Annotated in this window: 22 protein-coding genes; 14 read left to right on the top strand and 8 right to left on the bottom strand. The window is 58.5% G+C overall.

Features of this window, described 5'->3' with window-relative positions:
* Nucleotides 1–55 precede the first annotated feature (55 nt).
* Nucleotides 56–892: a restriction endonuclease gene (locus BLT54_RS13775; protein WP_245708009.1), complete on the bottom strand. Its 837-nt coding sequence runs from the start codon at nt 890–892 to the stop codon at nt 56–58.
* A 392-nt stretch (nt 893–1,284) separates the two neighbouring features.
* Here BLT54_RS13775 and BLT54_RS13770 point away from each other — a divergent pair, with 392 nt between their 5' ends.
* The 6 genes from BLT54_RS13770 to BLT54_RS13745 all read left to right on the top strand — a co-directional run bounded on the left by BLT54_RS13770 (nt 1,285) and on the right by BLT54_RS13745 (nt 7,271).
* Complete coding sequence (locus BLT54_RS13770; protein WP_074645886.1) at nt 1,285–1,746, top strand: YeeE/YedE family protein; 462 nt, start codon at nt 1,285–1,287, stop codon at nt 1,744–1,746.
* The gene (locus BLT54_RS13765; protein ID WP_074645885.1) at nt 1,746–2,189 is read left to right on the top strand and encodes a DUF6691 family protein; all 444 of its coding nucleotides are present in this window, start codon (nt 1,746–1,748) and stop codon (nt 2,187–2,189) included. The genes BLT54_RS13770 and BLT54_RS13765 overlap by 1 nt, the downstream gene beginning before the upstream one ends.
* 37 nt (nt 2,190–2,226) lie before the next feature.
* Entirely contained in the window at nt 2,227–3,117 is an 891-nt protein-coding gene (locus BLT54_RS13760; protein ID WP_074645884.1) for an MBL fold metallo-hydrolase, read from the top strand.
* Nucleotides 3,118–3,211: 94 nt separating this feature from the next.
* Nucleotides 3,212–3,625: a protein tyrosine phosphatase family protein gene (locus tag BLT54_RS13755; protein ID WP_074645883.1), complete on the top strand. Its 414-nt coding sequence runs from the start codon at nt 3,212–3,214 to the stop codon at nt 3,623–3,625.
* A gap of 115 nt (nt 3,626–3,740) precedes the next feature.
* Nucleotides 3,741–5,417, top strand: coding sequence for a bifunctional protein tyrosine phosphatase family protein/NAD(P)/FAD-dependent oxidoreductase (locus BLT54_RS13750; protein ID WP_074645882.1), 1,677 nt, complete (start codon nt 3,741–3,743; stop codon nt 5,415–5,417).
* 75 nt (nt 5,418–5,492) lie between these two features.
* A complete protein-coding gene (locus BLT54_RS13745; protein WP_074645881.1) occupies nt 5,493–7,271 on the top strand; it encodes a SulP family inorganic anion transporter in 1,779 nt (592 codons plus the stop codon).
* Between the two features lie 57 nt (nt 7,272–7,328).
* On the opposite strand, the gene BLT54_RS13740 is transcribed toward BLT54_RS13745, so the two are convergent.
* Entirely contained in the window at nt 7,329–8,207 is an 879-nt protein-coding gene (locus tag BLT54_RS13740) for an EamA family transporter (RefSeq protein ID WP_074645880.1), read from the bottom strand.
* 92 nt (nt 8,208–8,299) lie between these two features.
* On the opposite strand from BLT54_RS13740, the gene BLT54_RS13735 reads away from it, so the two are divergent.
* A complete protein-coding gene (locus BLT54_RS13735; protein ID WP_074645879.1) occupies nt 8,300–8,809 on the top strand; it encodes a MarR family winged helix-turn-helix transcriptional regulator in 510 nt (169 codons plus the stop codon).
* Here the strand turns inward: BLT54_RS13735 and BLT54_RS13730 are convergent.
* The 4 genes from BLT54_RS13730 to BLT54_RS13715 all read right to left on the bottom strand — a co-directional run bounded on the left by BLT54_RS13730 (nt 8,806) and on the right by BLT54_RS13715 (nt 12,524).
* Nucleotides 8,806–9,525, bottom strand: a complete 720-nt coding sequence (locus BLT54_RS13730; protein ID WP_074645878.1) for a phosphotransferase enzyme family protein — start codon at nt 9,523–9,525, stop codon at nt 8,806–8,808. The genes BLT54_RS13735 and BLT54_RS13730 overlap by 4 nt on opposite strands.
* Nucleotides 9,525–10,847 (bottom strand): TRAP transporter large permease, encoded by a 1,323-nt coding sequence (locus tag BLT54_RS13725; RefSeq protein ID WP_074645877.1) that lies wholly within the window; start codon nt 10,845–10,847, stop codon nt 9,525–9,527. The genes BLT54_RS13730 and BLT54_RS13725 overlap by 1 nt, the downstream gene beginning before the upstream one ends.
* Nucleotides 10,834–11,376 (bottom strand): TRAP transporter small permease, encoded by a 543-nt coding sequence (locus tag BLT54_RS13720; protein WP_074645876.1) that lies wholly within the window; start codon nt 11,374–11,376, stop codon nt 10,834–10,836. Before BLT54_RS13720 ends, BLT54_RS13725 begins: the two co-directional genes overlap by 14 nt.
* 71 nt (nt 11,377–11,447) lie before the next feature.
* Complete coding sequence (locus BLT54_RS13715; protein WP_074645875.1) at nt 11,448–12,524, bottom strand: LacI family transcriptional regulator; 1,077 nt, start codon at nt 12,522–12,524, stop codon at nt 11,448–11,450.
* A gap of 270 nt (nt 12,525–12,794) precedes the next feature.
* Between BLT54_RS13715 and BLT54_RS13710 the strand changes: the two genes are divergently transcribed.
* From BLT54_RS13710 to BLT54_RS13690, 5 genes are all read left to right on the top strand, one after another.
* Nucleotides 12,795–15,215, top strand: coding sequence for a beta-mannosidase (locus BLT54_RS13710; protein WP_074645874.1), 2,421 nt, complete (start codon nt 12,795–12,797; stop codon nt 15,213–15,215).
* Nucleotides 15,212–15,898, top strand: coding sequence for a D-lyxose/D-mannose family sugar isomerase (locus BLT54_RS13705; RefSeq protein WP_074645873.1), 687 nt, complete (start codon nt 15,212–15,214; stop codon nt 15,896–15,898). Before BLT54_RS13710 ends, BLT54_RS13705 begins: the two co-directional genes overlap by 4 nt.
* A 17-nt stretch (nt 15,899–15,915) precedes the next feature.
* A complete protein-coding gene (gene mgrA, locus BLT54_RS13700; protein ID WP_074645872.1) occupies nt 15,916–16,953 on the top strand; it encodes an L-glyceraldehyde 3-phosphate reductase in 1,038 nt (345 codons plus the stop codon).
* A gap of 82 nt (nt 16,954–17,035) precedes the next feature.
* Nucleotides 17,036–17,917 (top strand): TolB family protein, encoded by an 882-nt coding sequence (locus BLT54_RS13695; RefSeq protein WP_245708008.1) that lies wholly within the window; start codon nt 17,036–17,038, stop codon nt 17,915–17,917.
* On the top strand, nt 17,898–19,217 hold the full coding sequence (locus BLT54_RS13690) for a cytochrome-c peroxidase (protein ID WP_074645871.1): 1,320 nt from the start codon (nt 17,898–17,900) through the stop codon (nt 19,215–19,217). The genes BLT54_RS13695 and BLT54_RS13690 overlap by 20 nt, the downstream gene beginning before the upstream one ends.
* A gap of 462 nt (nt 19,218–19,679) precedes the next feature.
* Here BLT54_RS13690 and BLT54_RS13685 read toward each other — a convergent pair whose 3' ends face one another.
* Together BLT54_RS13685 and BLT54_RS13680 are read right to left on the bottom strand one after the other, a co-directional pair.
* Nucleotides 19,680–21,197 (bottom strand): CRTAC1 family protein, encoded by a 1,518-nt coding sequence (locus BLT54_RS13685; protein ID WP_074645870.1) that lies wholly within the window; start codon nt 21,195–21,197, stop codon nt 19,680–19,682.
* Nucleotides 21,194–22,477, bottom strand: a complete 1,284-nt coding sequence (locus BLT54_RS13680; protein ID WP_083351820.1) for an ROK family transcriptional regulator — start codon at nt 22,475–22,477, stop codon at nt 21,194–21,196. The genes BLT54_RS13685 and BLT54_RS13680 overlap by 4 nt, the downstream gene beginning before the upstream one ends.
* Nucleotides 22,478–22,712: 235 nt before the next feature.
* On the opposite strand from BLT54_RS13680, the gene xylF reads away from it, so the two are divergent.
* Together xylF and BLT54_RS13670 are read left to right on the top strand one after the other, a co-directional pair.
* A complete protein-coding gene (gene xylF / locus BLT54_RS13675) occupies nt 22,713–23,741 on the top strand; it encodes a D-xylose ABC transporter substrate-binding protein (RefSeq protein ID WP_074645869.1) in 1,029 nt (342 codons plus the stop codon).
* A gap of 198 nt (nt 23,742–23,939) precedes the next feature.
* Complete coding sequence (locus BLT54_RS13670; RefSeq protein WP_040402168.1) at nt 23,940–25,268, top strand: sugar ABC transporter permease; 1,329 nt, start codon at nt 23,940–23,942, stop codon at nt 25,266–25,268.
* Nucleotides 25,269–25,279: the final 11 nt, after the last annotated feature.

Below are 25,279 nucleotides of genomic sequence, written 5' to 3'. Positions count from 1 at the left end.
GTGGGAAGCACGAATGTTGGCTCTGTGGTGCCGCATGCACCTGCCGTTAATTGCATTATTCTAGTTTAAGAATGCTGGAAAGCTGCGGCAGATCTGACACATCAAGTAAAAGTACACCATTCTTATGGGCCAACTGCTTGGCAGATCGCGTGTATCCACTTTTCCCGACCACGACTGCGCTATCGCCGTCAAAAAAGGTCCGAGCGGCATCAACTTCTTGAACGGCTTTGTTGCCTACTGCGCTCTTGTACAGCTTACACTGAATGATGCATGTATGATCATGATATTTCGCAACCACATCAGAACCCTGATCGCCGCTGCCTTGAGTAGCTTGAGCGTCCCACCCGCTCTGACACAAAACATCAGCTGTCCAGTATTCAAATTCAAATGGATCGGATGGAATTGCATCCAGATCAACGCCTATTGGCTCCGCGTCTCCCACAACAGAATAGACTGCTGCCACAACGTATTGATAGAACTCCGGAAGCTGTAAGATGCCGCATGAAACATTCATTTCTGGTAGCAAAACATTATGGAAAAAGTAACGGATTTCTTTTTCAAAAGCTTCGAACCGAAGTTCACCATAATCGCCTTTATAGACCTTTTGTCGATGAAGCTTAACAAGTGCTTCTTTGTGTTGATCGACTATCGATAGCACCTGTTTCTGTGCTTCTTCCGCCTGTCTTTCGCCGTGCCGCTTAGACGTAATTTTCCAACCAATCAACAGTGCAATAGCGCCCGCTACGACTGCTATCACTGTAGGGTCCCCTTCAAATATTTTTTGGCCAATAAGGATTGGCCCGCCCACAATGAAACCCAGGATTATGAGGCCAAAGCCACCGCTACTGCGCCTTGCCATTGATCCAGTCTCCAGTTTAAGAAAATAAGTCAAATTTGCATCTTATAGATTTAAAACTAATTAGTGCTTTCAATGGAAGCAGTCATTCGAAAAAGAGGCGTGAAGGTCGGCAAGGTCCGCATTGCCGTCATCCATCCTTGCAGCCCTTAATGCCAGCTTTTCTTTCCGTAGGACTTTGCTTTAATCGCGGCTTCCGGGCCACCAACCGACGTCTGACCGCTCAAAAAGAACGCGCACTCAGCCCACAGTCCACCGTATCCCCCCACAAATCCCCCCATCACCCCTCTTATGTGACAAACTCACCGACAGCAGCGTTTGCGCTCGCATAGACTGGGCGCATACAAGCGGGAAACCCGCGTAGGAGGACATGCACAGATGACATATTGGGCTGATACCAAAGCCCCTCTTTCGGGAGGGCAGACAGAATGATCACGGAATTTTCGCCAACCGAGTTTACGCCATGGGCTTCGCTCATCGGTGGGCTTTTGATCGGCGCTGCCGCCGTGTTGCTGATGGCGCTTCAGGGTCGGATTTTTGGTGCCACCGGGATTTTGGCCGGGTTTTTGACCCCGGCGAACTCGTCGGATTGGGCGTGGCGGGCGATTTTGCTGGCGGGGATGGCTTCGGGGCCTTTGGCCTTTGCGGCGTTGACCGGGCATATGCCGGTGGTTGAGGTGCCGGTGTCGACACCTGCGCTGATCATCGGCGGGTTTATCGTTGGCATCGGCGTGAGCTACGGGTCGGGCTGCACCTCGGGCCATGGCGTGTGCGGCATGTCGCGGCTGAGCCCGCGCTCGATTGTGGCCACGCTGAGCTTTATGTTCGCGACGGCGGTGACGGTCTATCTGATCCGTCATGTGTTCGGCCAAGTGGTGGGAGGGGCGTGATGAAACATCTGTTGACCTATCTCACCGGGCTGATCTTTGGTCTTGGGATTTCCATGTCCGGCATGGCCAATCCGGCGAAAGTGTTGAATTTTTTTGACTTTGCCGGGACCTGGGACCCCTCGCTGGTGTTTGTGATGGGCGGGGCTGTGACGGTGAGTTTCTTTGGCTACCGCGCCCTGTTCAAACGCTATGAGACCCCGGCCTTTGAGCCGCGTTTTATCGTGCCGACGAGCCGGGTGATTGACGCCAAACTGGTGGGGGGCTCCCTGGTCTTTGGCGTCGGTTGGGGCATCGCGGGGTTTTGTCCGGGCGGCGCGCTTCCGGCACTTGGCGCACTGGATGCCAATGTCTGGGTGTTTTTTGTCGCACTTGTGGCGGGGATTTTTGTCGCCAAGTTTATGATGACGTTAACGGCGGCCAAGGCCGCAGGCCGGGCCAATTGAGCGTCCGCGTCGATTGAAATGAAAAGAGGAGAGAGAAATGGCATCGAATTATCCCGTCGATATGTCGGTCAACCCCGAGGTGAAAGCCTTTTTTGACCCGGAAACATGGACGATTTCCTATGTCGTCAAAGACCCGGCCTCCAACGCCTGTGCGGTGGTCGACAGCGTCATGGATATTGACTACGCCGCCGGGCGTATTTCCTACAAAAGTGCGGACGAGATCATCGCCTATATCGAGGAGCAGGGCCTGAAACTCGAATGGTTGATCGAGACCCATGTCCATGCCGATCACCTCTCTGCCGCGCCCTATATTCAGGACAAGCTGGGCGGGAAAATCGGCATTGGCGAAAACATCACCATTGTACAGGACGTGTTTGGCAAAGTGTTCAACGAGGGCACGGAATTCCAACGCGATGGCTCGCAATTTGATCGCCTGTTCAAGGACGGCGACACCTATCAGGTTGGCGGAATGACCTGTTTCGCCATGCACACGCCGGGCCACACGCCCGCCTGTATGACCCACACCATGGGCAACGCGACCTTTACCGGCGACACGTTGTTTATGCCCGATGGCGGCTCGGCGCGCGCCGATTTTCCGGGGGGCGATGCGGGCATCTTGTTTGACAGCATCCAAAAACTGCTGGCCTTGCCGGACGACATGCGCCTGTTCATGTGCCACGATTACGGCCCGAATGGCCGCGACATTGCGTGGGAAACCACGGTGGGCGACGAGAAGGCCCATAACATCCACGTTGGCGGCGGCAAAACCAAGGCCGATTTTGTCAAATTCCGTGAGGAACGCGATGCACAATTGGCGATGCCACGGCTGATTATTCCGTCTTTGCAGGTCAACATGCGCGCGGGTGAGTTGCCCCCGGCGGATAAGGATGGCAAGACATTCCTGAAGGTTCCGGTGAACGGGCTCTAAGACCTCTTTTGATGTCGTGGGGCGCGTTGCCGCTTTGTCGCCAAAAGGCCCGAGAAACGGGCAGGGCGGCCCCACGCACATCAGGAGATCAGACATGGATTTCAACAAGATCAACGACACTTTGACGGTCAGCAGCCAAATCACCCCCGACGAGGTCACACGTTTGGCCGAGAAAGGCTTTAAAACGCTGATCAACAATCGCCCGGATATGGAAGTCGAGGCGGGTTTGTCGTCGGATGTGATGGAAGAGGCGGCAAAGGCGGCTGGGCTGAGCTACCTCTATTTGCCGGTCATGCCGGGGCAATTCACCCCCGATCTGATCGCGGATATGGCACAGGCCTTGGCCGAACTGGACGGTCCTGTCTATGCCTATTGCCGCTCCGGCACGCGCTCTTGCACCACTTGGGCGCTGACCCAAATCGGCATCTTGTCCGCCGATGAGATTGTCGAACAGGCCGCAGGCGCAGGCTATGACCTGAGCGCGATGGTTGATTTTCTAAGGGGCTAAGACGCGCCCATTTGCGTCTCTGTCCCGGCTTTCACGACCCCGAACGGGGTATGTACGGTTTTGGGACAGGTCCGGGCGGGAGCCGGACTCGTCTTGCTTTGCGAGGAGACGCAGCATGGACATTAAAAAAATCACGGATGGATTGTCCGTGTCGGGACAGATTCAGGTCGATGACATGGCGAAATTGGCCCGTCGTGGCTTTCGGGCGGTGGTGTGTAACCGCCCGGATGGCGAGGCCCCCGATCAGCCGGCCCATGAGGAAATGCAGCGCGCCGCCGAGGCCGCAGGTTTGGCATTTCTTTATTTGCCGGTCACGCCGGGCATTGTCACCGAAGAGACGGCGGAGGCCTTTCGCGCCGCTTTAACCGAATTGCCCGGTCCGGTGTTTGGTTATTGCCGCACGGGCACGCGCACCACGACGCTGTGGTCTTTGGCGATGGCGAAAGAGAAATCCGTGGTCGATATTTTGGCCGCGACCAAAGCCGCAGGCTATGACATGTCGGGCGTGGCGCGGCGCATTGCCAATGGCGGGGTGACGCCGACGGACAGTGTCGAAGATGCCAAATTCGACGTGGTTGTCGTCGGTGGCGGGGCTGCGGGGGTGGCGCTGGCGTCGTCTTTGAAGGCGCGCAAACCTGATCTTGAGATTGCGATCATTGACCCGGCGGGCACGCATTATTACCAACCGGGCTGGACCATGGTGGGCGCGGGCGTGTTTGACGCGCAGACCACCGCCAAAACCATGGGCAGCCTGATCCCGCGCGGGGTGCATTGGCTCAAATCCGCCGTGGCGGCGTTTGAACCGAAAAACAACGCGGTGATCTTGGACGGCTGCCGGGTGGTGAAATATGATCGCCTTGTCGTCTGTCCGGGGCTGAAACTCGATTGGACAGGCATTGAGGGCCTGACCGAGACCTTGGGCAAAAACGGCGTGACCTCGAATTATCGTTATGATCTAGCACCTTACACTTGGAAATTGGTGCAGGAGTTGAAGGGCGGCAAGGCGATTTTCACCCAACCGCCGATGCCGATCAAATGCGCCGGTGCGCCGCAAAAGGCGCTGTACCTCTCGGCGCATGAGTGGGAAACGCGCGGCGTTTTGCCCAATATCAAGATTGATTTCATGAATGCGGGCGGCGTGTTGTTTGGCGTCAAAGATTATGTGCCCGCACTTGAGGGGTACATCGCGCGCTACGGTGCCAATGTGAATTTCTTCCACAACCTTGTGGCCATTGACGGGCCGGGCAAAACCGCCACGTTCGAGATCGCCAAACCCGACGCGGCAAAGGAGATGATCACCGTCGATTTCGACATGATCCATGTGGTGCCGCCGCAGGTCGCGCCGGATTTCATCCGCGTCTCGCCGCTGGCCGATGCCGCCGGATGGGTCGATGTGGATCAGGTCACGCTGCGCCACAAAGAGTATGACAACATCTGGTCCTTGGGCGATGTGATGAACGCGCCCAATGCCAAAACCGCCGCCGCAGCCCGGATGCAGGCCCCGGTGGTGGCCGACAATATTGCCGCCGACATCGACGGGAAATCACCGCAATCGGCCTATAATGGCTATGGCTCATGTCCGCTCACGGTTGAGAAGGGCAAGATCGTTTTGGCCGAATTCGGCTATGGCGGGGTGTTGTTGCCGTCTTTTCCAAAATGGCTTTTGGATGGCACGAAACCCACGCGTAAGGCTTGGATTTTGAAAGAACAAATCCTGCCGCCGGTCTATTGGAAAGCCATGTTGCGTGGCAAAGAATGGTTGATCAAACCCGAAAAAGTTCACGCGAAATAAACATTATGCCGGGCAGAATACATCATCTGCCCGGACGTCCTCCCCGATCCTGTGTCCAAGCGAAAGGACAGTCCCTTGTCTGTGACCCGGTCATTTGACCCGCGCAAACTGCGCCGTTACCTTCCCATCCTTGAGTGGGGTTCGAAATACACGCCCTCGACCTTTGCCAATGACGGCATCGCGGCGATCATCGTGACGATCATGTTGATCCCGCAATCGCTGGCCTATGCCTTGCTGGCGGGGCTACCGGCGCAGATGGGGCTTTATGCCTCGATCCTGCCGCTTGTCGCCTATGCCATCTTTGGCACCTCGCGCGCCTTGGCCGTGGGGCCGGTCGCGGTTGTCTCGTTGATGACCGCCGCCGCTGTCGGCAATATGGCACTGCAAGGCACGGCCGAATATGCCGCCGCCGCGATCACATTGGCGTTTATTTCCGGTGTGATCCTTTTGGTGATGGGGTTTTTCCGACTTGGGTTCTTTGCCAATTTCCTGTCGCATCCGGTGATTGCGGGGTTCATCACCGCCTCGGGCATCCTGATCGCGGCGTCGCAGATCAAACATATCTTTGGCGTTTCCGCTTCGGGAGAGACTTTGCCGGAGCGGTTGATCTCGCTCGCCCAACACCTCGGTCAGACCAATTTCATCACGCTGATCATCGGCGTGGCGGCGACGGCGTTTTTGTTTTGGGTGCGCAAAGGTTTGAAACCCTTGTTGATCTCCAAAGGCGTGGGCCCGCGCATGGCGGATATTGCGACCAAGGCGGGGCCCGTGGCCGCCGTTGTGGTCACCACGCTGATTTCATTCGTGTTTTCGCTCAATGATCATGGGGTGAAAATCGTTGGCGAGGTGCCGCGTGGCCTGCCGCCGCTCACGCTGCCATATTTCTCGCCTGAGATTTGGCGCCAGCTTTTTGGCTCCGCCATTCTGATCTCGATCATCGGTTTTGTGGAATCCGTCTCCGTGGCACAAACTTTGGCCGCCAAAAAACGCCAACGCATCGTCCCGGACCAAGAGCTCATCGGCCTTGGTGCCTCCAACATCGCCGCGGCGATTTCGGGCGGCTATCCGGTGACGGGCGGCTTCGCGCGCTCGGTCGTCAACTTTGACGCGGGCGCGGAAACCCCCGCAGCGGGGGCTTTTACCGCCGTGGGCATCGCGCTTGCGGCCTTGTTCCTCACGCCTTTGCTCTATTTCTTGCCCATCGCGACGCTGGCCGCGACCATCATTGTCGCCGTGCTCTCGTTGGTGGATTTCAAAATCCTCAAAACCACATGGGGTTATAGCAAGGCCGATTTCGCCGCCGTTCTGGCCACGATCCTGTTGACGTTGTGGTTCGGGGTGGAGACGGGTGTGTCCTCTGGGGTGATCTTGTCCATCGCGCTGCACCTGTATAAAACCTCGCGCCCGCATGTGGCCGAGGTCGGTCTGGTGCCGGGGTCCGAGCATTTTCGCAACATCAACCGTCATGACGTGTTGACGGTGCCGGAGATGGTGACGATCCGGGTGGATGAGAGCCTGTATTTTGCCAATGCGCGGTTCTTGGAGGATTATATTTTGGACCGGATTGCCGACAACCCGGTGATCAAACATGTGGTTCTGATGTGTCCGGCGGTGAATGATGTCGACTCTTCGGCGCTTGAAACGCTCGAAGAGTTGAACCGACGTCTGAATGACGCCGGGATCAAACTGCACCTCTCTGAGGTCAAAGGTCCGGTGATGGATCGTCTGCAAAAATCGCATTTGTTGCAGGATTTGAGCGGGCAGGTGTTCTTGTCGCAATTCGCCGCGATGAAGGCTTTGGGCGATGTGACAAAGCCTGTGCCGCCCGAGACCCAGTCCGACACAGCCGCCTAAAAAACGCCCGCCACATCCGGCGGGCGTTTTCTTTGGCTGAGATGGTTCAGGCCGGGTTCAGGCCGGGTTCATGCGGCGCGGGGCCTGCGCATATTGGCCCAGATAGACCGAGGCCAAAACCACAACCATGCCAAGCGATTGCAGCGCGGAGAGGTTTTCGCGGGCAATCACCACGCCCAAGATCACGGCGGTGAACGGGCTTAACAGGCCCAAGGGCGCAACGGTTTGCGGGTCCAGCCGGGCAATGCCACGAAACCACAGGAAATAGGTCACAGCCCCGCCGATCAGGCCGAGATAGACAAAGCCGATGATATTTGTGGCGCTTACTTGCGGCATCGGCGGATCAAGCATCAGCGCGATTGGCAAAAGCAACAGACCCCCGGCCACCAATTGCCAGGCCGTGACGGTGAGCGGCGTGGCGGGCAGGGCCCATGTGCGGGTCAAAACCGTGCCGATGGCCATGGACAGAGCGCCGATCAGGGCTGCGATGAGGCCAAGCGGGTCCAATGTGGCGGCGGGTGTGAGCACCAAAAGCGCCACGCCCAAAACGCCGGCAATCCCGGCAAATACCGCCAAGGGTCGCAGCGCCGCGCCCATCCAAACCCGCATCAAGATCAACACGATCAACGGCTGCATCGCGCCCAAAGTGGCCGCCACACCGCCCGGCAGGCGATAGGCGGCAATGAACAGACAGCTCCAGAACAGGGTGAAATTCAGCGCGCCCAAGACAAAGATTTTGCCCCAAAGCGCCAGCGGCGGCAGGCGGCGCAGGATCACCAGCAGCAAAAGCCCCGCAGGCAAGGCGCGTAAAAGCGCGACGCTGAAGGGGATGCCTTCGGGCAAAAAACGGGTGGTGACAAGATAGGTCGAGCCCCAGATGGCGGGGGCAAGGGCGGTGAGCAGGATATCGGAGCTGCGGGAGGAGGGATGTGGCATTGTGCGGCCTTTGGAGGAAACTGAATTTATCTTGACGTTAAGATAAATCGAGAAATCTTGACGTCAAGATGATTTTCTGCAAACTCTGTTGCATGAGCGATGACAGCATTCAGATTGACCACATCCGGGCGCAATGGGCGAAAGCCCGGCCCGATCTTGACACCGCACCGATGGGGCTGATTGGCCGATTGGGGCGGATCACCCGCGTGTTGTCGCGCGAAATGGAGGCGACCTTTGCCCGCCATGGCCTGAACCAAGCCAGTTTCGATTTGCTCGCCACATTGCGCCGCGCCGCGCCGCCGCATGCGCTCACAGCCGGGCAATTGATGGACAATATGATGATCACCTCAGGCACAGTGACCAATCGAATCAATCGGTTAGAGGTCAAAGGTCTGGTGGAACGCCGATCTGACAAAGAGGATGCGCGCCGGGCGATTGTCGGTCTGACGGAGGCGGGATTTGCCCTGATTGATCGGGTGATCGAGGATCATGTCGCCACCCAACATCGCCTGACCGCGCTGCTCACAGCACAGGAATTTGCTGCGCTGGATGCGAGTCTGGCGGGCTATCTGGCCAAGCTCGACGGGCGAGAGGCTGGTTAAATCCGTCGTTGCAAAACCTGCGCGCAAATTCGGGCGTGCTCCGGTTCAATCCCCCAACTGCACGCCACTTCCCAGGCGAGGGCTGCGGTTTTTTCCGTCGCGCTGGCGGTTTCGGGATCAGTGCGGATCAGGTCATAGGCGCGCAAATCCACCCGCGCCTCATCCCAATCTATCAACGCCGGACCGTGCGCGGTGTCGATCAGGTTGCCCGCGTTCAGATCGCCATGGATCACGCCAATCTCGCCTTGTGCCGCCTGCCACGCCCGGCGGCACAGCGCGATGATCTCGGCGGGCATGGCCATCAGATCGACATCGCCACCCGTGGTTGCCTCAATCAGGTCGAGACTGTTCAGAAAGCCCGGACGCTGCGGCAGGGCGCGGGTGTTGCGGTGAAACCTGTCGATCAGAGGCGCGATTTGGGGAATGTCTTCGGGCGCAAAGGGGCGGCCTTCCAGATAGGGTTCGCAGGTCCATCCCGCCGCCGATAAAGCGCCGTCCAACGCCGGGATGAGCCGGGGGACGGTGAACCCTGCGGCCTCGGCGGCGTCCATGACGGGCGTGAGCCAGCTCAGCGCCGCCTCCGTGCGGCGGGTCGATTTGAACACCAAATCGCGCTTGAGACCCGAGGTGCGGAACACCGCATTGCGATGGCCGCCACCGATCGGCTCCAAGGCGGCTTGAACCCCCCAAAGGGGGCTGGGCGGCAGTGCAGGCATCAATAAATCCACCGCACAAGGCCAAGGGTGAGCGCCGGGAAGGCGATCAAAATCCCAACGCGGATCAGGTCGGTGATCACAAAAGGCAGCGTGCCTTTGAAGGTCTCGGAAATTGGTGTGTCCTTGTCCAAGGCATTGATGATAAACAGGTTCATCCCCACGGGCGGGGTGATCAACCCAACCTCGACCACGATCAAGACGACGATGCCGAACCACAGGCCAAATTCGCCATGGGGCAGGCCAAAATCCAAACCCTCCAAGATCGGGAACAGGATCGGGATGGTGAGGATGATCATCGACAGGCTGTCCATGACACAGCCAAAGGCGAGATAAAGCAGCAAAACCGCCGCCAAAATCACCCATGGCGTCAGGCCCAAAGTACCGACCCATGCGGCGGCCTGCATTGGCACGCCGGACAGCGCCAAAAAGTTGTTGAACACTTTCGCGCCGATCAGAATCAGGAAAATCATGCCGGTCGAGGCAGCGGTTTCCAAAATCGCCTCGCCCGTGCCGCGCCATGTCAATCCGCCGCTCGCGAGCGCGACAATCCCGGTGCCTGCCGCGCCCACGGCGGCGGCTTCGGTCGGGGTGAAAATACCCAAATAGATGCCGCCCACGACCGCGACAAAAATCGTCAAAACCGGCCAGACGGCCACAAGCGCGGTGAGGCGCTCGGCCATCGGTGCCTTGTCGCGTTGCCCACAGGATTGGGGCCGGATGCGCACGTAGATCGAGATGCAAATCATATAGCCAAGCGCCGCCAAAAGGCCCGGTATGAAGGCCGCGACAAAGAGTTTGGCGATGTTTTGTTCGGCCAACATGGCGTAGACCACGAGGATCACAGAGGGTGGGATCAGGATGCCCAATGTGCCGCCCGCCGCCAGCGCTCCCGTCGCCAAACGCCCGGTGTAGCCGTATGTTTTCAACTCCGGCAGCGCAACTTTGCCCATGGTGGCGGCGGTGGCTAAGGACGATCCACAGATTGCGCCAAAACCGGCACAGGCGCCGACCGCGGCCATGGCGACCCCGCCTTTGCGGTGGCCGAGCCATGTTTCCGCCGCCTTAAACAACCCCGCCGACATCCCGCCCATCGTGGCGAAATGGCCCATCAACAAAAACAGCGGGATGATGGAAAACGAATAGGACGAGAATTCGCCATAGATCAAATGTTTGAATTGGCTCAACATCATCACGGAGTTGCCACTGAGGAGATAGGCCCCGCCAAAGCCCACGGCAAACATCGCGACCCCGATGGGGATGCGCAAAAAGATCAGCACCAAGAGGATGGGAAAAGACCAAAGGCCGATTTCAAAGCGGCTCATGCGTGGCCTCCGCAGAAGTGGGCTGTGATGTGGGAAAAAGCAGCGCATGGGTCGAGCGCAGCACAGAGTAGAGCGCCACGATCACCGCCACGACACAGGTCGCCATGGCGGCGCGATAGCCCCAGACCACCGGGATTTGCAGGATGAATGAGGTCTCGTGATAGGCCCCTTTGTCAATCATCCCAAGCCAAAGCCGCCATGCCACGAGAGTGGCAAAGCCCAACAAAAACAGATCACCGATCAGTTCCAACAGGCGATTGAGCCGATGCCCCATCAGCGGTTTGAACAGATCGACCCGAGCATGGGCGCGGGCGAATTGGGCATAAGGCATGGCGGAAAACACGGCAAATCCGATGCCAAATTCAACCAGCTCAATATCGCCGGGGATCGGGCCAAAGCCTACGCCATCCAAAGCCCGGCCCAGAATGGAAACGCAGGTCAACGCGATCACGGCCAAAAGGCTCAGCCCGCCAGCATAGGCGGTCAGCCGCGCCAAACGCGCGACCCAACGGGACAGGCTGTGATACATCGTGAGACCCTCGACTGTGGCAGATGCGCGTGATCGGTTTAGCGGGACGCAGGATCAGGTCAACGTAAAAATCAGAGATCGGGTGATGGGGCGTCCAAAGGATCCTGATAGTGCGGAATATCAAGACCGCTCATCCGTGGCCCTTTGGGGTCTTCGATGGCCTGAAGCGCGGCGCAGGCCAATGCCTTGCCAGCCTTGGCGACATCTTCATGAAGCGTCAGCGCCTCGCGACGAAACCGGGTCAAAAGCGGGGTTGCCTCCTTGGCGAAGGCATCAAAATCTCTGCCGATCACCCGTCCCAATTGCTCGGCTGTGTCAATGGCGGTGATGGCGCTCATCGGCGAGGAACAAAGGATGGCGTCAATTTCGGGGGTCTCTTCGAGGGCGGCGCTCACTGCGGTTTCAATCACTTTGGAGGCGCTGTCCGAGGTGGCGCCTTTGAGCCAGAGCGGCGTCATGCCATGGATCTGGCAGGCCTTTGTGATACCCTCAAGAATGTCCTGACCATAAAGCTGATCCAGAGGCGGGGCGACGATCAACACATGACGCCGCCCGCGCCGGGCCAAGGCGGCAATGCCCAGTTCGGCAAAGCGGCGGTTGTCAAAATCAAACCACGCGTGTTGATCCGCCCAGATCGTGCGGCCATGGGTGGCAAAGGGAAATCCCCGCTCCATCAAATAGGCGACGCGCGGGTCTTTGGGCATGGTTTGGTTGAGGATCACGGCGTCGGCGGAACGGGTGCCGATCATATGGCGCAACGGCCGCATCAGATCCTCATTCGGGGCATAGGGGGTGACGACCAGATGATAGGGCGTGCCGTGCAAACCGGAGGCGATAGAGGAAATCAGCTGCGCGGTATGGGACATGATGTCGGGTTCGGTGGGCATCAACAGCGACACGACATGGGTTTTGCCCGTGCGCAGGCGCTGACCGGCACGGTTCGGTTGATAACCGATGTGATCGGCGCATTCACGCACACGCCTTTTGGTCTCGACCGAAATATCCGGCGCATCGGAGAGCGCGCGGCTGACCGTGGCGATGGCCAGCCCGGTGATGCGAGACATGGTCTTGAGAGTGGGGCGCTCGCCCGGAGACAAGAGGGGCGTGGTCACAGGGGCCGTTTTTTCGTGCTCATCCTCACCTGTCATATCCGCTCCTTATGAGGACGTCAGATTCGCCCACCTTGGATCACAGCAGTGTCGCTTGTGCGGTCGCTGGGGTCGAGACAGAACGGTAAGACGTTTCGGGAAAATTTTCCAACATGGAAAAACGCATCGTCGGGCACCTCGGTCAATCACAGTGAAAGAATCGCTTTTGATGCGATACTAAAACGTTTTAGATAGAGTGTGGAGACCGGGATTGTGCTGGGAAGGCTTGTGGTGGAGGGATCATGGCGGAGAGATCATGGCGGAGGGATCGTGGCCGAGATTGAATTGACACAGGGGTGGCGGTTTGCGGATGCGCAGGGCGACTATGATCTGCCGGTCTCGCTGCCGTTTGACAGCGTGTCGACCGTGGTCAACGCGGGCCATGGGCCGGAGCCTTATGCCGGTGACACAGAGGCGGCGCTGCGCTGGATTGCCACGCGCGATTGGGTGTTACGCCGCACGGTCACGCTGACGCAGGCGGATGTTGAGATGGTGCTCTCAGGCCTTGATGGCATCGTCGATGTCTTGGTGAACGGGGTCGCTGTGTTGACCGCCGACAATGCGTTTCGGACCTGGCGGGTGGACCTGTCGCACTGTGCCCATGTGGGTGAAAACCAGATCGAATTGCGGTTCCGTTCGGTGGTCCACGCGGCAGAGGCGCTGCAAACATCCCAACCGTTTTACATCCCCTATCATAAGGGCAATTGCCCGATCTCCAACATCAACATGCTGCGCAAACAGCAATGCGATTTTGGCTGGGATTGGAACGCCGCTTTGGCGCCGTTTGGGGTCAGCGGGGGCGTGAGTATTTGTCCTGCAATGAAGACGCGGATTGCGCATTTACATGTGGCGCAGGAGCATCATGATATTGAGGCCGAGAGCGTGTCGGTCACGGTGACGGCGCATGTTGAACATGGGGACGGCGCGGTGGTTGAGATGCGCTTTGCGGATCGAACGCGTGAGGCCGTGGTCACGGATGGCGTGGCGCAGGCGGTGTTTTTTGTGGAGGTGCCAAGGCTTTGGTGGCCAAACGGGCAGGGCGATCAGCCGCTTTATCCGCTTGAGCTCAGGTGCGGTGAGGCGGTCGCGACGCGCCGGATCGGGCTCAGACGGATTGAGCATGTGACGGTTCAAGATGCGAAAGGCACCGGGTTTAAATTCCGGGTCAATGGCCGCGATGTTTTTGCCAAAGGGGCGAATTGGATTCCGGCGGATGCGCTGCATGGGCGCATTGAGCGCGACAACGTGCGCGATCTTTTACAATCCGCCGTCGACGCCCATATGAACATGATCCGGGTCTGGGGCGGCGGGCGTTATGAGCCGGATTGGTTTTACGATCTCTGCGATGAGATGGGGCTGATGGTCTGGCAGGACTTTATGTTTGCCTGCAATCTCTACCCGGCAGATCGGGCGTTTTTGGCCAATGTGGCGGCTGAGGTGCGTGAACAGGTGCAGCGGTTGCAGCATCACGCCTGTTTGGCGCTGTGGTGTGGTGACAATGAGCTTTTGGGCATGTTGCACGAATTTCCCGAGGCGCGGGCCAACCGCGACCGCTATCTGGTGATGTATGATCGGCTCAATCAGACCTTGGAACATGCGCTTTTTGACACGGACCCAGAGGCCAATTGGTGGCCGTCCTCGCCCTCGCTGGGGCCTTTGAATTTTGGCGATGCCTGGCATGAGGACAGCTCGGGCGACATGCATGTGTGGACCGTCTGGCACGAGAATATGCCGTTTGAGGCCTACCGCGAGATGAGGCCGCGGTTTGTCTCCGAATTTGGATTTCAGTCCTTTCCGTCCATGGCGGTGATCCGCCGGTTCATCGCGCCCGAGGACCGCAATATGGCCTCTGCGGTGATGGACGCGCATCAGAAAAACGCGGGCGGCAATGCGCGGATCGTGGGCACGATGATGCGCGATTTTCGCCTGCCGGAGCGGTTCGAAGACCTCGTATACCTGTCGCAGGTGCAACAGGGGCTCGCGATCAAAACCGCCGTCACCGCATGGCGCGCGCTGAAACCGCATTGCATGGGCACGCTCTATTGGCAACTCAACGACACATGGCCCTGCGCCTCTTGGTCGAGCTTGGATTATGGCGGCGGCTGGAAGATTTTGCACCATATGGCCGCGCGGTTTTATGCCCCGGTTTTGGTCACGGTCGTGCCGCAGGGCGATAAAGATGTGTTTAAACTTATCAATGACCTGCCGAAAGAGGTTGATGTGTCTATTCAGGTTGCCGCTGTCACGCCAAAAGGCGATGTGCGGCCTTTGGCGGAGGTCTGTGTCACGGCGATGACCCACAAAGCCTTTGATGTTTTGGAGTTGGAGCGTAGCCTGTTAAAACAGGATGAACTCTACGTCTTTACATGGCAGTATAAGGGGCAAAATGAGGGCGGCGAAGGCGGCGACAGTCATGCGCCACAACCGTTCAAGACTTATGATCTGATTGATCCTCAGATTGTGATTGAAACCAAGGAGTTGCGCGGAAAAGTTGAGATCACACTTGAGGCCAGAGCGCTCGCGCTTTTTGTCATGCTTGAGGCAGATCAGCCGGGGCGGTTTTCGGCCAATGCTGTGACGCTATTGCCAGACATGCCGCAAAAGATCACCTTTGTACCACAAGATGCAGATATGAAAGCGAATTTTACAGTTCAAAATCTCTATGAGGCGACCTTGGGAGGGGCCAGATGAAACGATCCATTGTCAACGAGATCATCCGAGAGTCGGATGCCTTTATGCGCTCTTTCGGCTTTGTCATGCCGCCCTTTGCCTATCTGACGCCCGAGGCGCTCAAGGCCCGCGTGGCCACAGATGGCGCGATGATCCGCGATCATATGATGGGCTGGGACATCACCGATTATGGTCAGGGCGATTTCGACAGTTTGGGCCTGTTCCTGTTTACCCTGCGCAATGGCAATGCCGCCAATGTGGCGCGGGGCATGGGGCCGCTCTATGCCGAAAAACTGTTGATCTCGAAGGAAAACCAACTTTCCCCGATGCATCACCATATCTACAAGACCGAAGACATCATCAACCGCGGCGGGGCAACGTTGGTGTTGCAACTTTATACCCGGACGGAGGATGGCGTGCTCAATGACACGGCCCCGGTCGAGGTGAGGACCGATGGTCAGATGCGGACCTTGAAAGCGGGCGAACATCTTGCACTGGCGCCGGGGGAAAGCGTGACTTTGGAACCGTGGCATTGGCATGCGTTTTGGGGCGAGGGCGGTAAGGTGTTGATCGGCGAAGTGTCGAATGTGAACGATGACCGCACGGATAATATTTTTCACCAACCGATCGGGCGGTTCAGCCAGATCGAAGAAGACGAAGCACCGCTGCACCTTTTGGTCAGCGATTATGACAGCTGGCTTTGAGCCAAAAGGAGGCCCCGATGACCTATACCCCCGCCAAAGACCGCTATGACACGATGGTCTACCGCACATGCGGTCACTCCGGGCTGAAACTGCCCGCCGTCTCACTGGGGCTGTGGCATAATTTCGGCCATGACACGCCGCATCAGGTCAAGCGCGACATCCTGCGCACCGCCTTTGATCATGGCATCACCCATTTCGATCTGGCCAACAATTACGGCCCGCCTCCGGGCAGTGCCGAAGCGGCCTTTGGTGAGATCCTCAAAACCGATTTTGCCGGACACCGCGACGAGATGATCATCAGTTCCAAGGCGGGCTATCGCATGCACCCGGGACCTTATGGCGAATGGGGATCGCGCAAATATCTGATGGCCTCTTGTGATGCCTCGCTCAAACGCATGGGGTTGGATTACGTCGATATTTTCTATTCGCACCGCTTTGATCCCGACACGCCGCTGGAAGAAACCATGGGCGCATTGGATAGCATCGTGCGGCAGGGCAAGGCGCTTTACGTGGGGATTTCGTCCTATAATTCCGCCCGCACCCGCGAGGCTGTGGCCATTCTCAACGCGTTGGGCACCCCCTGCCTGATCCATCAGCCGAGCTATAATATGCTCAACCGCTGGGTCGAACGTGACGGGTTGAAAGACACGCTCAAAGAGTTGGGTGTCGGCTCCATCGCCTTTACCCCCTTGGCGCAGGGCATGTTGACGGCGAAATATCTCAAAGGCATCCCCGAAGGCTCGCGCGCCACCCAAGGCAAATCCCTGGCCCCGTCGATGGTGTCGGATCGGGCGATCAAAAACCTCAATGCGCTCAATGACATCGCACATGCGCGCGGACAGACATTGGCACAAATGGCGATCGCTTGGGTGTTGCGCGATGAGGGCATCACCACGGCGCTCATTGGGGCGTCAAAGCCGTCGCAGGTTGTCGATTGTGTGGGGGCGGTGAGCAACTTGACGTTTACGGCGGAAGAATTGGCGGCAATTGATGAGGCGGCAGACGAGGAGAAAATCAACCTCTGGGCGCTGTCGTCGGAAAGCGATCAAGATTAGTCTAAGTGGTTGTGATTTAAGTCATTGGCGGCTTCTCTTTGAGGCTGTACTCTAGGTGCAAACACGCTCGGGAGGGGCCGCGATGACGAATGAGACAGCTCAATTTGGCGGGCTTGGCGGACTTGGCGGACTTGGCGGACAATGGACATCGCGTTTGATGATCTTTGACCTTGAGGATCGGATCAGTACGCCCGTGCTTGAAACCGATGTCGAGATTGCCGCGCCCAACTGGACGCCGGACGGTACGGCGTTGATTGTGAATGGCGGTGGCAGCCTGTTTTGGGTTGATCTGGATGCGCCGGAATTGTTGGAGATCGACACCGGGCTGTGCATCAATCTGAACAATGATCACGGCATCTCACCCGATGGCGCGACCCTGTATTTTTCGGATCACACCTATGGCCGCGGTGCGCTGATCTGGCGGCAATCTCTGGACGGCGAGGCCGACCCGGAACAGGTCACAGACAAGCGCCCGTCGTGGTTTCATGGCATATCGCCCGATGGCCAATGGATATGCTACACGGCGGTGCGCGAGGGGTTGTTTGGCATTTACGTGGCCGCAAGCGACGGGTCCGGCGAACATTGCGTGATCGAGGGCGGGCATCATTACGATGGCCCGGATTTCTCCGCTGATGGCGAGTGGATTTGGTTCAACTCGGACCGCACCGGGGCGTCCGAACTTTGGCGGGTGCGCCTCGATGGCTCGGGGTTGGAACGGATGACCCAGGACGCGATGGTCAATTGGTTCCCGCATCCCGCACCCGAAGGCGATGCGGTGGTCTATTTGGCCTATCCCGAGGGCACGGTGGGTCATCCGCCGATGATGCATGTGGAATTGCGGCTGTGGCGGCCGGGTCAACCGAGTGAAACTCTGGTGACGTTGACCGGCGGGCAGGGCACGATCAATGTGCCGTCATGGTCGCCCGATGGGGGGGCATTTGCCTATGTTGAATACGCGGAATAGGGCCGGTGTCTCGGCTTTGATTTTGGCCAGTCTGGCCAGCCCGGTGTTGGGATTTGATCTGCCCGCGCCGGTCACGGATAAAGATTACCTAACGGTCACCATGTCCGAGGTCACGCTGGGTCAGCTTTTGTTCTATGATCCGATCCTGTCGGGCAATGACAATATTTCCTGTTCCACCTGCCACCATCCAAAATTGGGCACCTCGGATGGGCTCTCTTTGGGCTTGGGCGAGGGCGGGGTCGGTCTTGGGCCGACCCGTGTGGCGGACCCGCAAAACCTGCCTGAACATCGCGTGCCGCGCAACGCGCCCGCGCTCTATAATTTAGGCGCGCATGAGTATACGCGGATGTTTCACGATGGTCGGGTCGAGGAGGTCGATGGCCATTTGCGCGTGCCGATTGAGGATGGGTTTTTTGCCACTGTGTCGGGCGTTTTGGCGACCCAGGCGGCATTCCCCGTGCTCTCACCCGATGAAATGGGCGGGCAAGTCAGCGAAAACCCCCTGTCCAAAGCGATCCGCAAAGGCCAGTTTTCCGGCCCCGGCGGCGCATGGGACATGATCGCGGGTAAGGTCGCGGCGATCCCCGCGTATCAACAGCGTTTTGAAGCGACCTATCCCGAAATCGCCTTTGGGCGCGCCATTGCCTTTGCCGATATTTCCAATGCGGTGGCGGCGTTTATGGCGTTTGAATTCCGCTCTGATAACAGTCCCTTTGACCAATACCTGCGCGGGGATCAGGCGGCTTTGAGCGATCAGGCCAAGGCGGGGATGGCGCTGTTTTACGGCGAGGCGGGCTGTGCCGCCTGCCATTCCGGCGCGTTTCAGACCGATCACGCGTTTCACGCCATGGGCCAGCCGCAATTTGGCCCCGGCAAGACGTTGATCTTTGAACAGGGCGCGCGCGACGAAGGCCGGTTCCGCGTCACCGGCCAGCCGCAAGACCTCTACGCCTTTCGCACGCCCGCCCTGCGCAATGTCACGCTGACATCCCCCTATGGTCACACCGGCGCCTACGCCGATCTGCGCGGCTTTTTAGTGGCGCATCTTGCCCCCTCAGAGGCGCTGATGACCTATGATCGCGCACAGGCTGTGCTGCCCGTTCTGCCGGTTGCGGATTGGGAGGTGATGGACACGGAGGCCGATGTGGCGGCGATCCTGTCGGCGATCAAAGTGCCGGACCGGAGCTTGCCCGACGATCAAATCGACGCGTTGATGACGTTTTTGAGCGCGCTTGAAGACAATCCAAATCGGCTGGGCGTACCGGAGACGGTGCCGTCGGGATTGGCGTTTGAGAAGTAGGTCGGGGGAAAGGCTGCTGTCCGCGCCATTTGTCATGAGCGGCCGATTTGAGGACAGGATAACATGACGCGGAACCCCCGTTTTGCTTCCCAAAAGAACAGTTCCCAAAGTGATAGGAAAATCCATGCCAGGGTTTTGTAAAGCCACAATTTTCGTCGAGGACTTTGATGAAGTCCCTGCGCACGATTTTCTTTGGGTTAAGATGTGGCTAGAAAAATGGAACGAAAACATAGCCGTATCGAAATATTCCACTGGGGGATGGGAGCACATCTGGGATGTTTTTGGCCCAAAAGAAGCCATTGAAGAAATTCCTGAAAATCTACTCTGCGGTAGTGACTGGGCCGGAATTTCAGGAAAAAAGACATGCTCGTCTCATTGTCGTACCTGCCGTTCGGTCCAGACATAAAGCCACGACGAAACTTGCGGTGATAGGCCGGTTTGGGCTCGCACAACGCCCGCACCTTACTCCCGCGCCAGCTCGACCCAGCGGTCAAACCGGGTCAGGTCTACCCAATCACTCTCAACGCCATCGGGCCAGGTGACCTGAACCTTCGCGCTCACCGCGTGACCCAGGCCAAAGTGCAACGGCACCGCCTTGCCCGATCCGTGCCCGCCGCCGATGCTCACCTCTTGCACTTGCAAGCCAAGGTTGGTCAGCACCGACACCACCGCACCGACAGCGGTTTTATTCGCGCCGGATTGCACCACGGAGACGTCCAGATATTGCCCGGTATTGGCGGTTACGTTTTCATAAAGCTCCATGTTGGAGCCGCGATTGACCACCACCAGATCGAGCTTGCCGTCACCATTCAAATCCACCAATCCCGCGCCGCGCGATTTTTCCAAGGACGCCACGCCCGCCGCAATCGAGACCTCGCGGAACGTCCCGTCCGGCCTTTGTTGCAACAGGTTGTTGGGGTCGCGCGCGGCGTTTGAGGGCATTTGTTCGACATTGCCTTTGGCGATAAACAGATCGGCGCGCCCGTCATTGTCGACATCGCCCCAATCCGCCTGCCAGCCGGTCGAGGGTCGTCCGTCATCGCCCAAATGCGGCCGATGCGCGTAGGTGCCAATGTCAAAAGGCGCGGCCTCATAATGGCCATCCGCACGGCCAAATTGCAGCAATTGATCGCCCATCGAGGTCAGCATCACATCCGGGATCGCATCGCCATTGATGTCGCGCTCGGCAATGCCCATGCCCCAAAGCGAGACCCGGTCCCAGCCATCGCTCTCATCTAAAAAGCGATTGTTTTGAAGGTCATAGACCTGCTCGTAACCGCCTTTGACATAGTAATGCCGATCATTCGAGAGGCGCAGGTTTTGCACCCCGCGCGCACCTTTGGAGATCAGGGCGGAGAGCGTACAGAACCCCGGCGACAGGATGGTTTTGTCCCATCCTGTCGCGTTTGGGCGGTGTAATTCGTTGGTGTCACAGGCCTCAAATGGCCCATCCGGGTTGTCGCGGTCGACGTAATTGCCGAAAAACAGCGTCGGGCGGGTGTTGTCGCCCTCCCACCCGGCGGCAAAGGCGGTGGTCCAGCGGTCGCCACCGTCAAAGCCCCAAGCCTCTGAGGCCTCCTCAAAGCTGCAATCGCCCAAGCCCTTTAACAGTAGATTTTTGCCGACCCGCAGAACCGCGAGATCAGTGATCCCGTCGCTGTCGATGTCGATCGGATAGGCCCCGGTGACGCCGGTGATCTGGGCGATCTCGCTACGGTCAAAGGCCAATGTCCCGCCACGCTCGGAGCGGTTCACCATCAGGCTGGCGGGGTTTTCACCGCCTGCGGCAAAGAGATCGGTCATCCCATCGCCATTGCAATCAAAGGACGCCACGCCGCCGCCGACAAAATGTTCCCAGCCGCCGCCGTAGACATGCGCGGGCAGGGCGTCGGAGCGATTTTGGAATTGCGGAATGGATTGCGCCATGAGGGTGGAGGGCGCGCAGAGCACACAGAGGGGGAACAAAAAACGGCGGGTCATCCCACAAGCATCTCCGTGGCCAGATCAAGCGCCAATGCGCCCGCGCCCCGCGCCCAGACCAGATCGCCCCAGGCGTGAATTTCCACCGGTGTCGGCGGGCGTCCGGGTTTGTGGGTCAACATGCGGGTCTCGTGCAGCACATCTTCGGCATAGAGAAAATCGTAGCGCAAACGATCGCCGGAGAGAAGGATTAATGCCGGGTCAAACAGGGTCACCACATTGGCCAGCCCTGCGGCCAAATAGCGCCCGGCACGCGAAAAAATCGTCCGCGCCAAGGCGTTGCCGTCTTTGGCCTGGCGATAGAGCGTTTCCAACATGTCGTCGGCGCTGCGGCTTTGCGGGCCGATGTTGAGCGCGGTATGGGCCTCGCGCACCAAGGCATAGTCGGCGACATAGGCCTCAAGACAGCCGCGCTGACCACAGCGGCAGAGCGCGCCATCGAGTTGCACTTTGGTGTGGCCAAGCTCCATCCCGTGCCCCATGCCACCACGGTGCAACTGGTGCCGGATCACAAGACCCATGCCCAGCCCGTGTTCGATCGAGACCACGGCAAAGTTGTCCAAGCCGCGCCCCGCGCCAAACCACAGTTCGGCCAGCGCCAGAAGGTTGGCATCATTGTCGATCCGCACCGGCACGCCCAAACGTTCGGCCAAGAGGTTGCGCAGCGGGATATCGGCGGCTTCCATGAAGGGGCACCACAGCACATGGCCGGCGTCGAAATCGACCATGCCGGGCAGGCCAAGGGCCACGGCGGTGGGGCGCGTGCCGGTCAGGTTCGCATCCTTGAGACCTGCCGCAACGATGACCTCGGCTTCGATCAGTATCTCGTCGGTCGAGCGTGCCATTGGGGGCGCGGGCAGGGTGGCCGAGCCCAAAAGATTGCCCGCCAAATCCAGCACCACGGCAGAGTTGGAGCGATCCGAGATTTTGATGCCGACGATGATGCCAGATGTGGTGTTGATTTTGAGTCCGACGCGGGGACGGCCACGGGTGGAGTCCGTGTCGCGCCGGGGCAATTCGGTTTCCTCGATCAACCCCGCGCCGATCAGATCCGAGGCGATTTGGGTGACGGTTGCGGGCGAGATGGCAAGTTGGCGCGCCAGATCAACGCGGGCAATGGCGCCCGCTGCGCGCACCGCCTCAAACACTTGGCGCTTATAGGGTTTTGCGCCGGTGTCTGCGCTTGGGAACAGGGGGCCGCAGCCCGCCTTCGGGTGGGGCTGGGTGAGTGGATCGGCCGGCGTATCCGTCGGGATGTCTGTTGTTACGTCAGGGATCATAAAAATTCGCCAATCTAATTTAATAGACGATTTACGCACCTTTTCGCCTAAGGTTTCAGCGATTAATGCATGGTTTATTTTGAATATCCATCAGAAAGTGAATGTTGGGCGTTATTATTATTTTGACACTCAAATTAAATATGCCATGATTTCGCCATCCCGACTGCGAGTCGGGACCCGTCGGCACTTATCTGTAGGAGGAGTGAGACCGGCGTGGTTATTTGGGAGGATATTCATGCGTAAATCCATGTTGATGGCGGCCACCATTGTGGCTGCTGGCTTTACAACTTCGGCGTTCGCCGCCGATCTCACCGTTGGTGTGAGCTGGTCCAATTTCCAGGAAGAGCGTTGGAAAACCGACGAGGGCGCGATGAAAGCAGCGCTTGAGGCGGCTGGGGCCACCTATGTCTCCGCCGATGCGCAATCGTCGTCGGCCAAACAGCTCGCCGATATTGAAAGCCTGATCGCACAGGGTGTGGATGCGCTCATCGTGTTGGCGCAAGACACCCAGGCAATCATTCCGGCCGTTGAAATGGCGGCTGACGAAGGCATTCCGGTCATCGCCTATGACCGCCTGATCGAAGATTCACGCGCCTATTACCTGACCTTTGACAACATTGAAGTCGGTCGTCTTCAGGCCAAAGCCGTGTTCGATGTTCAGCCGACCGGCAATTATGTCATGATCAAAGGTTCGCCGACCGATCCGAATGCCGACTTCCTGCGGGGCGGTCAGCAAGAGGTGCTTCAGGCGGCGATTGATTCCGGTGCGGTGACCATCGTGGGCGAGGCCTACACCGATGCCTGGCTCCCGGCCAACGCACAGCGCAACATGGAATCCATCCTCACCGCCACCGACAACAAAGTGGACGCGGTTGTCGCCTCCAATGATGGCACCGCAGGCGGTGTTGTGGCCGCTTTGGCCGCACAAGGCATGGCGGGCATCCCGGTGTCCGGTCAGGATGGCGATCACGCCGCTTTGAACCGTGTGGCTTTGGGCACCCAGACCGTGTCCGTGTGGAAAGACGCCCGTGAACTTGGCAAAAACGCCGCCGAGATCGCAGTTGAATTGGCGGGCGGCATGATGGCGGCCGATGTGGATGGCACCGTCGATTTCACCACTCCGGGTGGCAATGACATGAACGCCAAATTCCTGGCCCCGATCCCGATCACCAAAGACAATCTGTCGGTGGTTGTGGACGCCGGTTGGATCACCAAAGACGCGCTGTGTCAGGGCGTTGAAAACGGTCCGGCCCCCTGTAACTGATTGGTTTCAGGACTAAAATCCTCCCGGTTCGCCGGGCATTTAGGACTGTTCCTGCCGGGTTCGGCGGGGGCGGTCCGCCTCATCACATCTGCTGTCGCGTTATCCGACACGCGCAGGCAGAGCAGAGATCAAGACATAAAGATCGGGACATGAGGCACACGAGGCGCAGACCTCGTTCAGACCTAGGGGAAGGCGACAATGGCGGACCAATCACAGACAGCGGCGACACAGGCAGACACACAGGCGGGCCCACAGAGTTCCAGCAACAAAGGGTTTTTCTCCCTGTTGGAGATCGACATGCGGCTCTTGGGCATGGTGGGGGCGTTTATCCTCATCGCGCTGGCGTTCAATATGTTCACCGATGGGCGGTTTGTCACACCGCGCAATATCTTTAACCTGACCGTGCAAACCGTTTCGGTTGCGATCATGGCGACGGGCATGGTCTTTGTCATCGTCACCCGCCACATCGACCTCTCAGTCGGGGCTTTGTTGGCGATTTCCTCGGCCATTGGCGCGATGATGCAGGCGCGCTGGTTGCCACAGATCGTGGGTCTTGATTACGGCAATCCGCTGATCGCGCCGATCGCGATTGTGACCTGTCTGGCGGTCGGCACCCTCATCGGCGCGTTCAATGGCTGGCTGGTTGGCTATCAAAAAATCCCGGCCTTTATCGTCACCTTGGGCGGTCTGTTGATTTGGCGCTATGTCGGCTGGTACGTCACCGATGGTCAAACCATTGCGCCGCTCGATCAAACCTTTACCGTCCTGGGCGGGGCCGAGGGCACATTGGGCGTCACCCTGTCCTGGGCGGTCGGCATTTTGGCCTCAGCATTCACCATCTATGCCCTTTGGAACGCGCGCAACGCCCGGAAAAACCACGGTTTTCCGATCAAGCCGCTCTGGGCCGAAGTCACCATCGGCGGTGTCGCCGTGGTTGCGATCCTTGGCTATATCGCCACGCTCAACGCCTATGACATCCCGGTGGGCAAACTCAAACGCCTGTTTGAAGCGCGCGGCGAGATCATGCCCGCGGGCTATTCCGAGGCTTACGGCCTGCCGATTTCGGTGATCATTTTGATCGTCGTCGCCATTGCCATGACCCTTGTGGCCAAGAAAACCCGCCTTGGTAAATACATCTTTGCGACGGGGGGCAACCCGGATGCGGCGGAACTTTCGGGCATCAACACCAAACTTTTGACGGTTAAGATCTTTGCGTTGATGGGCTTTCTCTGTGGTCTCTCTGCGGTGATCGCTTCGGCCCGTTTGCAAAGCCACGCCAATGACATTGGCACGCTTGATGAGCTGCGCGTGATTGCTGCGGCGGTGATCGGCGGCACGGCCTTGTCCGGCGGGATCGGCACCATTCACGGGGCCATTCTGGGCGCTTTGATCATGCAATCCCTGCAATCGGGCATGGCCATGGTCGGTGTCGATGCGCCGTTGCAAAACATCGTGGTTGGTTCGGTTCTGGTCTTTGCTGTCTGGATCGACATTCAGTATCGCAAACGCCTTGGCATGAAAATTTAAGGGGGAATGAG

The sequence above is a fragment of the Celeribacter baekdonensis genome (assembly GCF_900102315.1).
GTDB classification, from domain to species: Bacteria; Pseudomonadota; Alphaproteobacteria; order Rhodobacterales; family Rhodobacteraceae; genus Celeribacter; species Celeribacter baekdonensis.
The sequence above is the reverse complement of the archived record's forward strand: the minus strand, read 5'-3'. Positions and strand labels throughout refer to the sequence as shown.

Bases quoted from the DNA above. Each gene is read 5' to 3' on its own strand.
- BLT54_RS13770 (WP_074645886.1), top strand. From the start codon at position 1,285: ATGATCACGGAATTTTCGCCAACCGAGTTTACGCCATGGGCTTCGCTC.
- BLT54_RS13765 (WP_074645885.1), top strand. From the start codon at position 1,746: ATGAAACATCTGTTGACCTATCTCACCGGGCTGATCTTTGGTCTTGGG.
- BLT54_RS13760 (WP_074645884.1), top strand. From the start codon at position 2,227: ATGGCATCGAATTATCCCGTCGATATGTCGGTCAACCCCGAGGTGAAA.
- BLT54_RS13755 (WP_074645883.1), top strand. From the start codon at position 3,212: ATGGATTTCAACAAGATCAACGACACTTTGACGGTCAGCAGCCAAATC.
- BLT54_RS13750 (WP_074645882.1), top strand. From the start codon at position 3,741: ATGGACATTAAAAAAATCACGGATGGATTGTCCGTGTCGGGACAGATT.
- BLT54_RS13740 (WP_074645880.1), bottom strand. From the start codon at position 8,207: ATGCCACATCCCTCCTCCCGCAGCTCCGATATCCTGCTCACCGCCCTT.
- BLT54_RS13735 (WP_074645879.1), top strand. From the start codon at position 8,300: ATGAGCGATGACAGCATTCAGATTGACCACATCCGGGCGCAATGGGCG.
- BLT54_RS13730 (WP_074645878.1), bottom strand. From the start codon at position 9,525: ATGCCTGCACTGCCGCCCAGCCCCCTTTGGGGGGTTCAAGCCGCCTTG.
- BLT54_RS13725 (WP_074645877.1), bottom strand. From the start codon at position 10,847: ATGAGCCGCTTTGAAATCGGCCTTTGGTCTTTTCCCATCCTCTTGGTG.
- BLT54_RS13720 (WP_074645876.1), bottom strand. From the start codon at position 11,376: ATGTATCACAGCCTGTCCCGTTGGGTCGCGCGTTTGGCGCGGCTGACC.
- BLT54_RS13715 (WP_074645875.1), bottom strand. From the start codon at position 12,524: ATGACAGGTGAGGATGAGCACGAAAAAACGGCCCCTGTGACCACGCCC.
- BLT54_RS13705 (WP_074645873.1), top strand. From the start codon at position 15,212: ATGAAACGATCCATTGTCAACGAGATCATCCGAGAGTCGGATGCCTTT.
- mgrA (WP_074645872.1), top strand. From the start codon at position 15,916: ATGACCTATACCCCCGCCAAAGACCGCTATGACACGATGGTCTACCGC.
- BLT54_RS13695 (WP_245708008.1), top strand. From the start codon at position 17,036: ATGACGAATGAGACAGCTCAATTTGGCGGGCTTGGCGGACTTGGCGGA.
- BLT54_RS13690 (WP_074645871.1), top strand. From the start codon at position 17,898: ATGTTGAATACGCGGAATAGGGCCGGTGTCTCGGCTTTGATTTTGGCC.
- BLT54_RS13685 (WP_074645870.1), bottom strand. From the start codon at position 21,197: ATGACCCGCCGTTTTTTGTTCCCCCTCTGTGTGCTCTGCGCGCCCTCC.
- BLT54_RS13680 (WP_083351820.1), bottom strand. From the start codon at position 22,477: ATGATCCCTGACGTAACAACAGACATCCCGACGGATACGCCGGCCGAT.
- xylF (WP_074645869.1), top strand. From the start codon at position 22,713: ATGCGTAAATCCATGTTGATGGCGGCCACCATTGTGGCTGCTGGCTTT.
- BLT54_RS13670 (WP_040402168.1), top strand. From the start codon at position 23,940: ATGGCGGACCAATCACAGACAGCGGCGACACAGGCAGACACACAGGCG.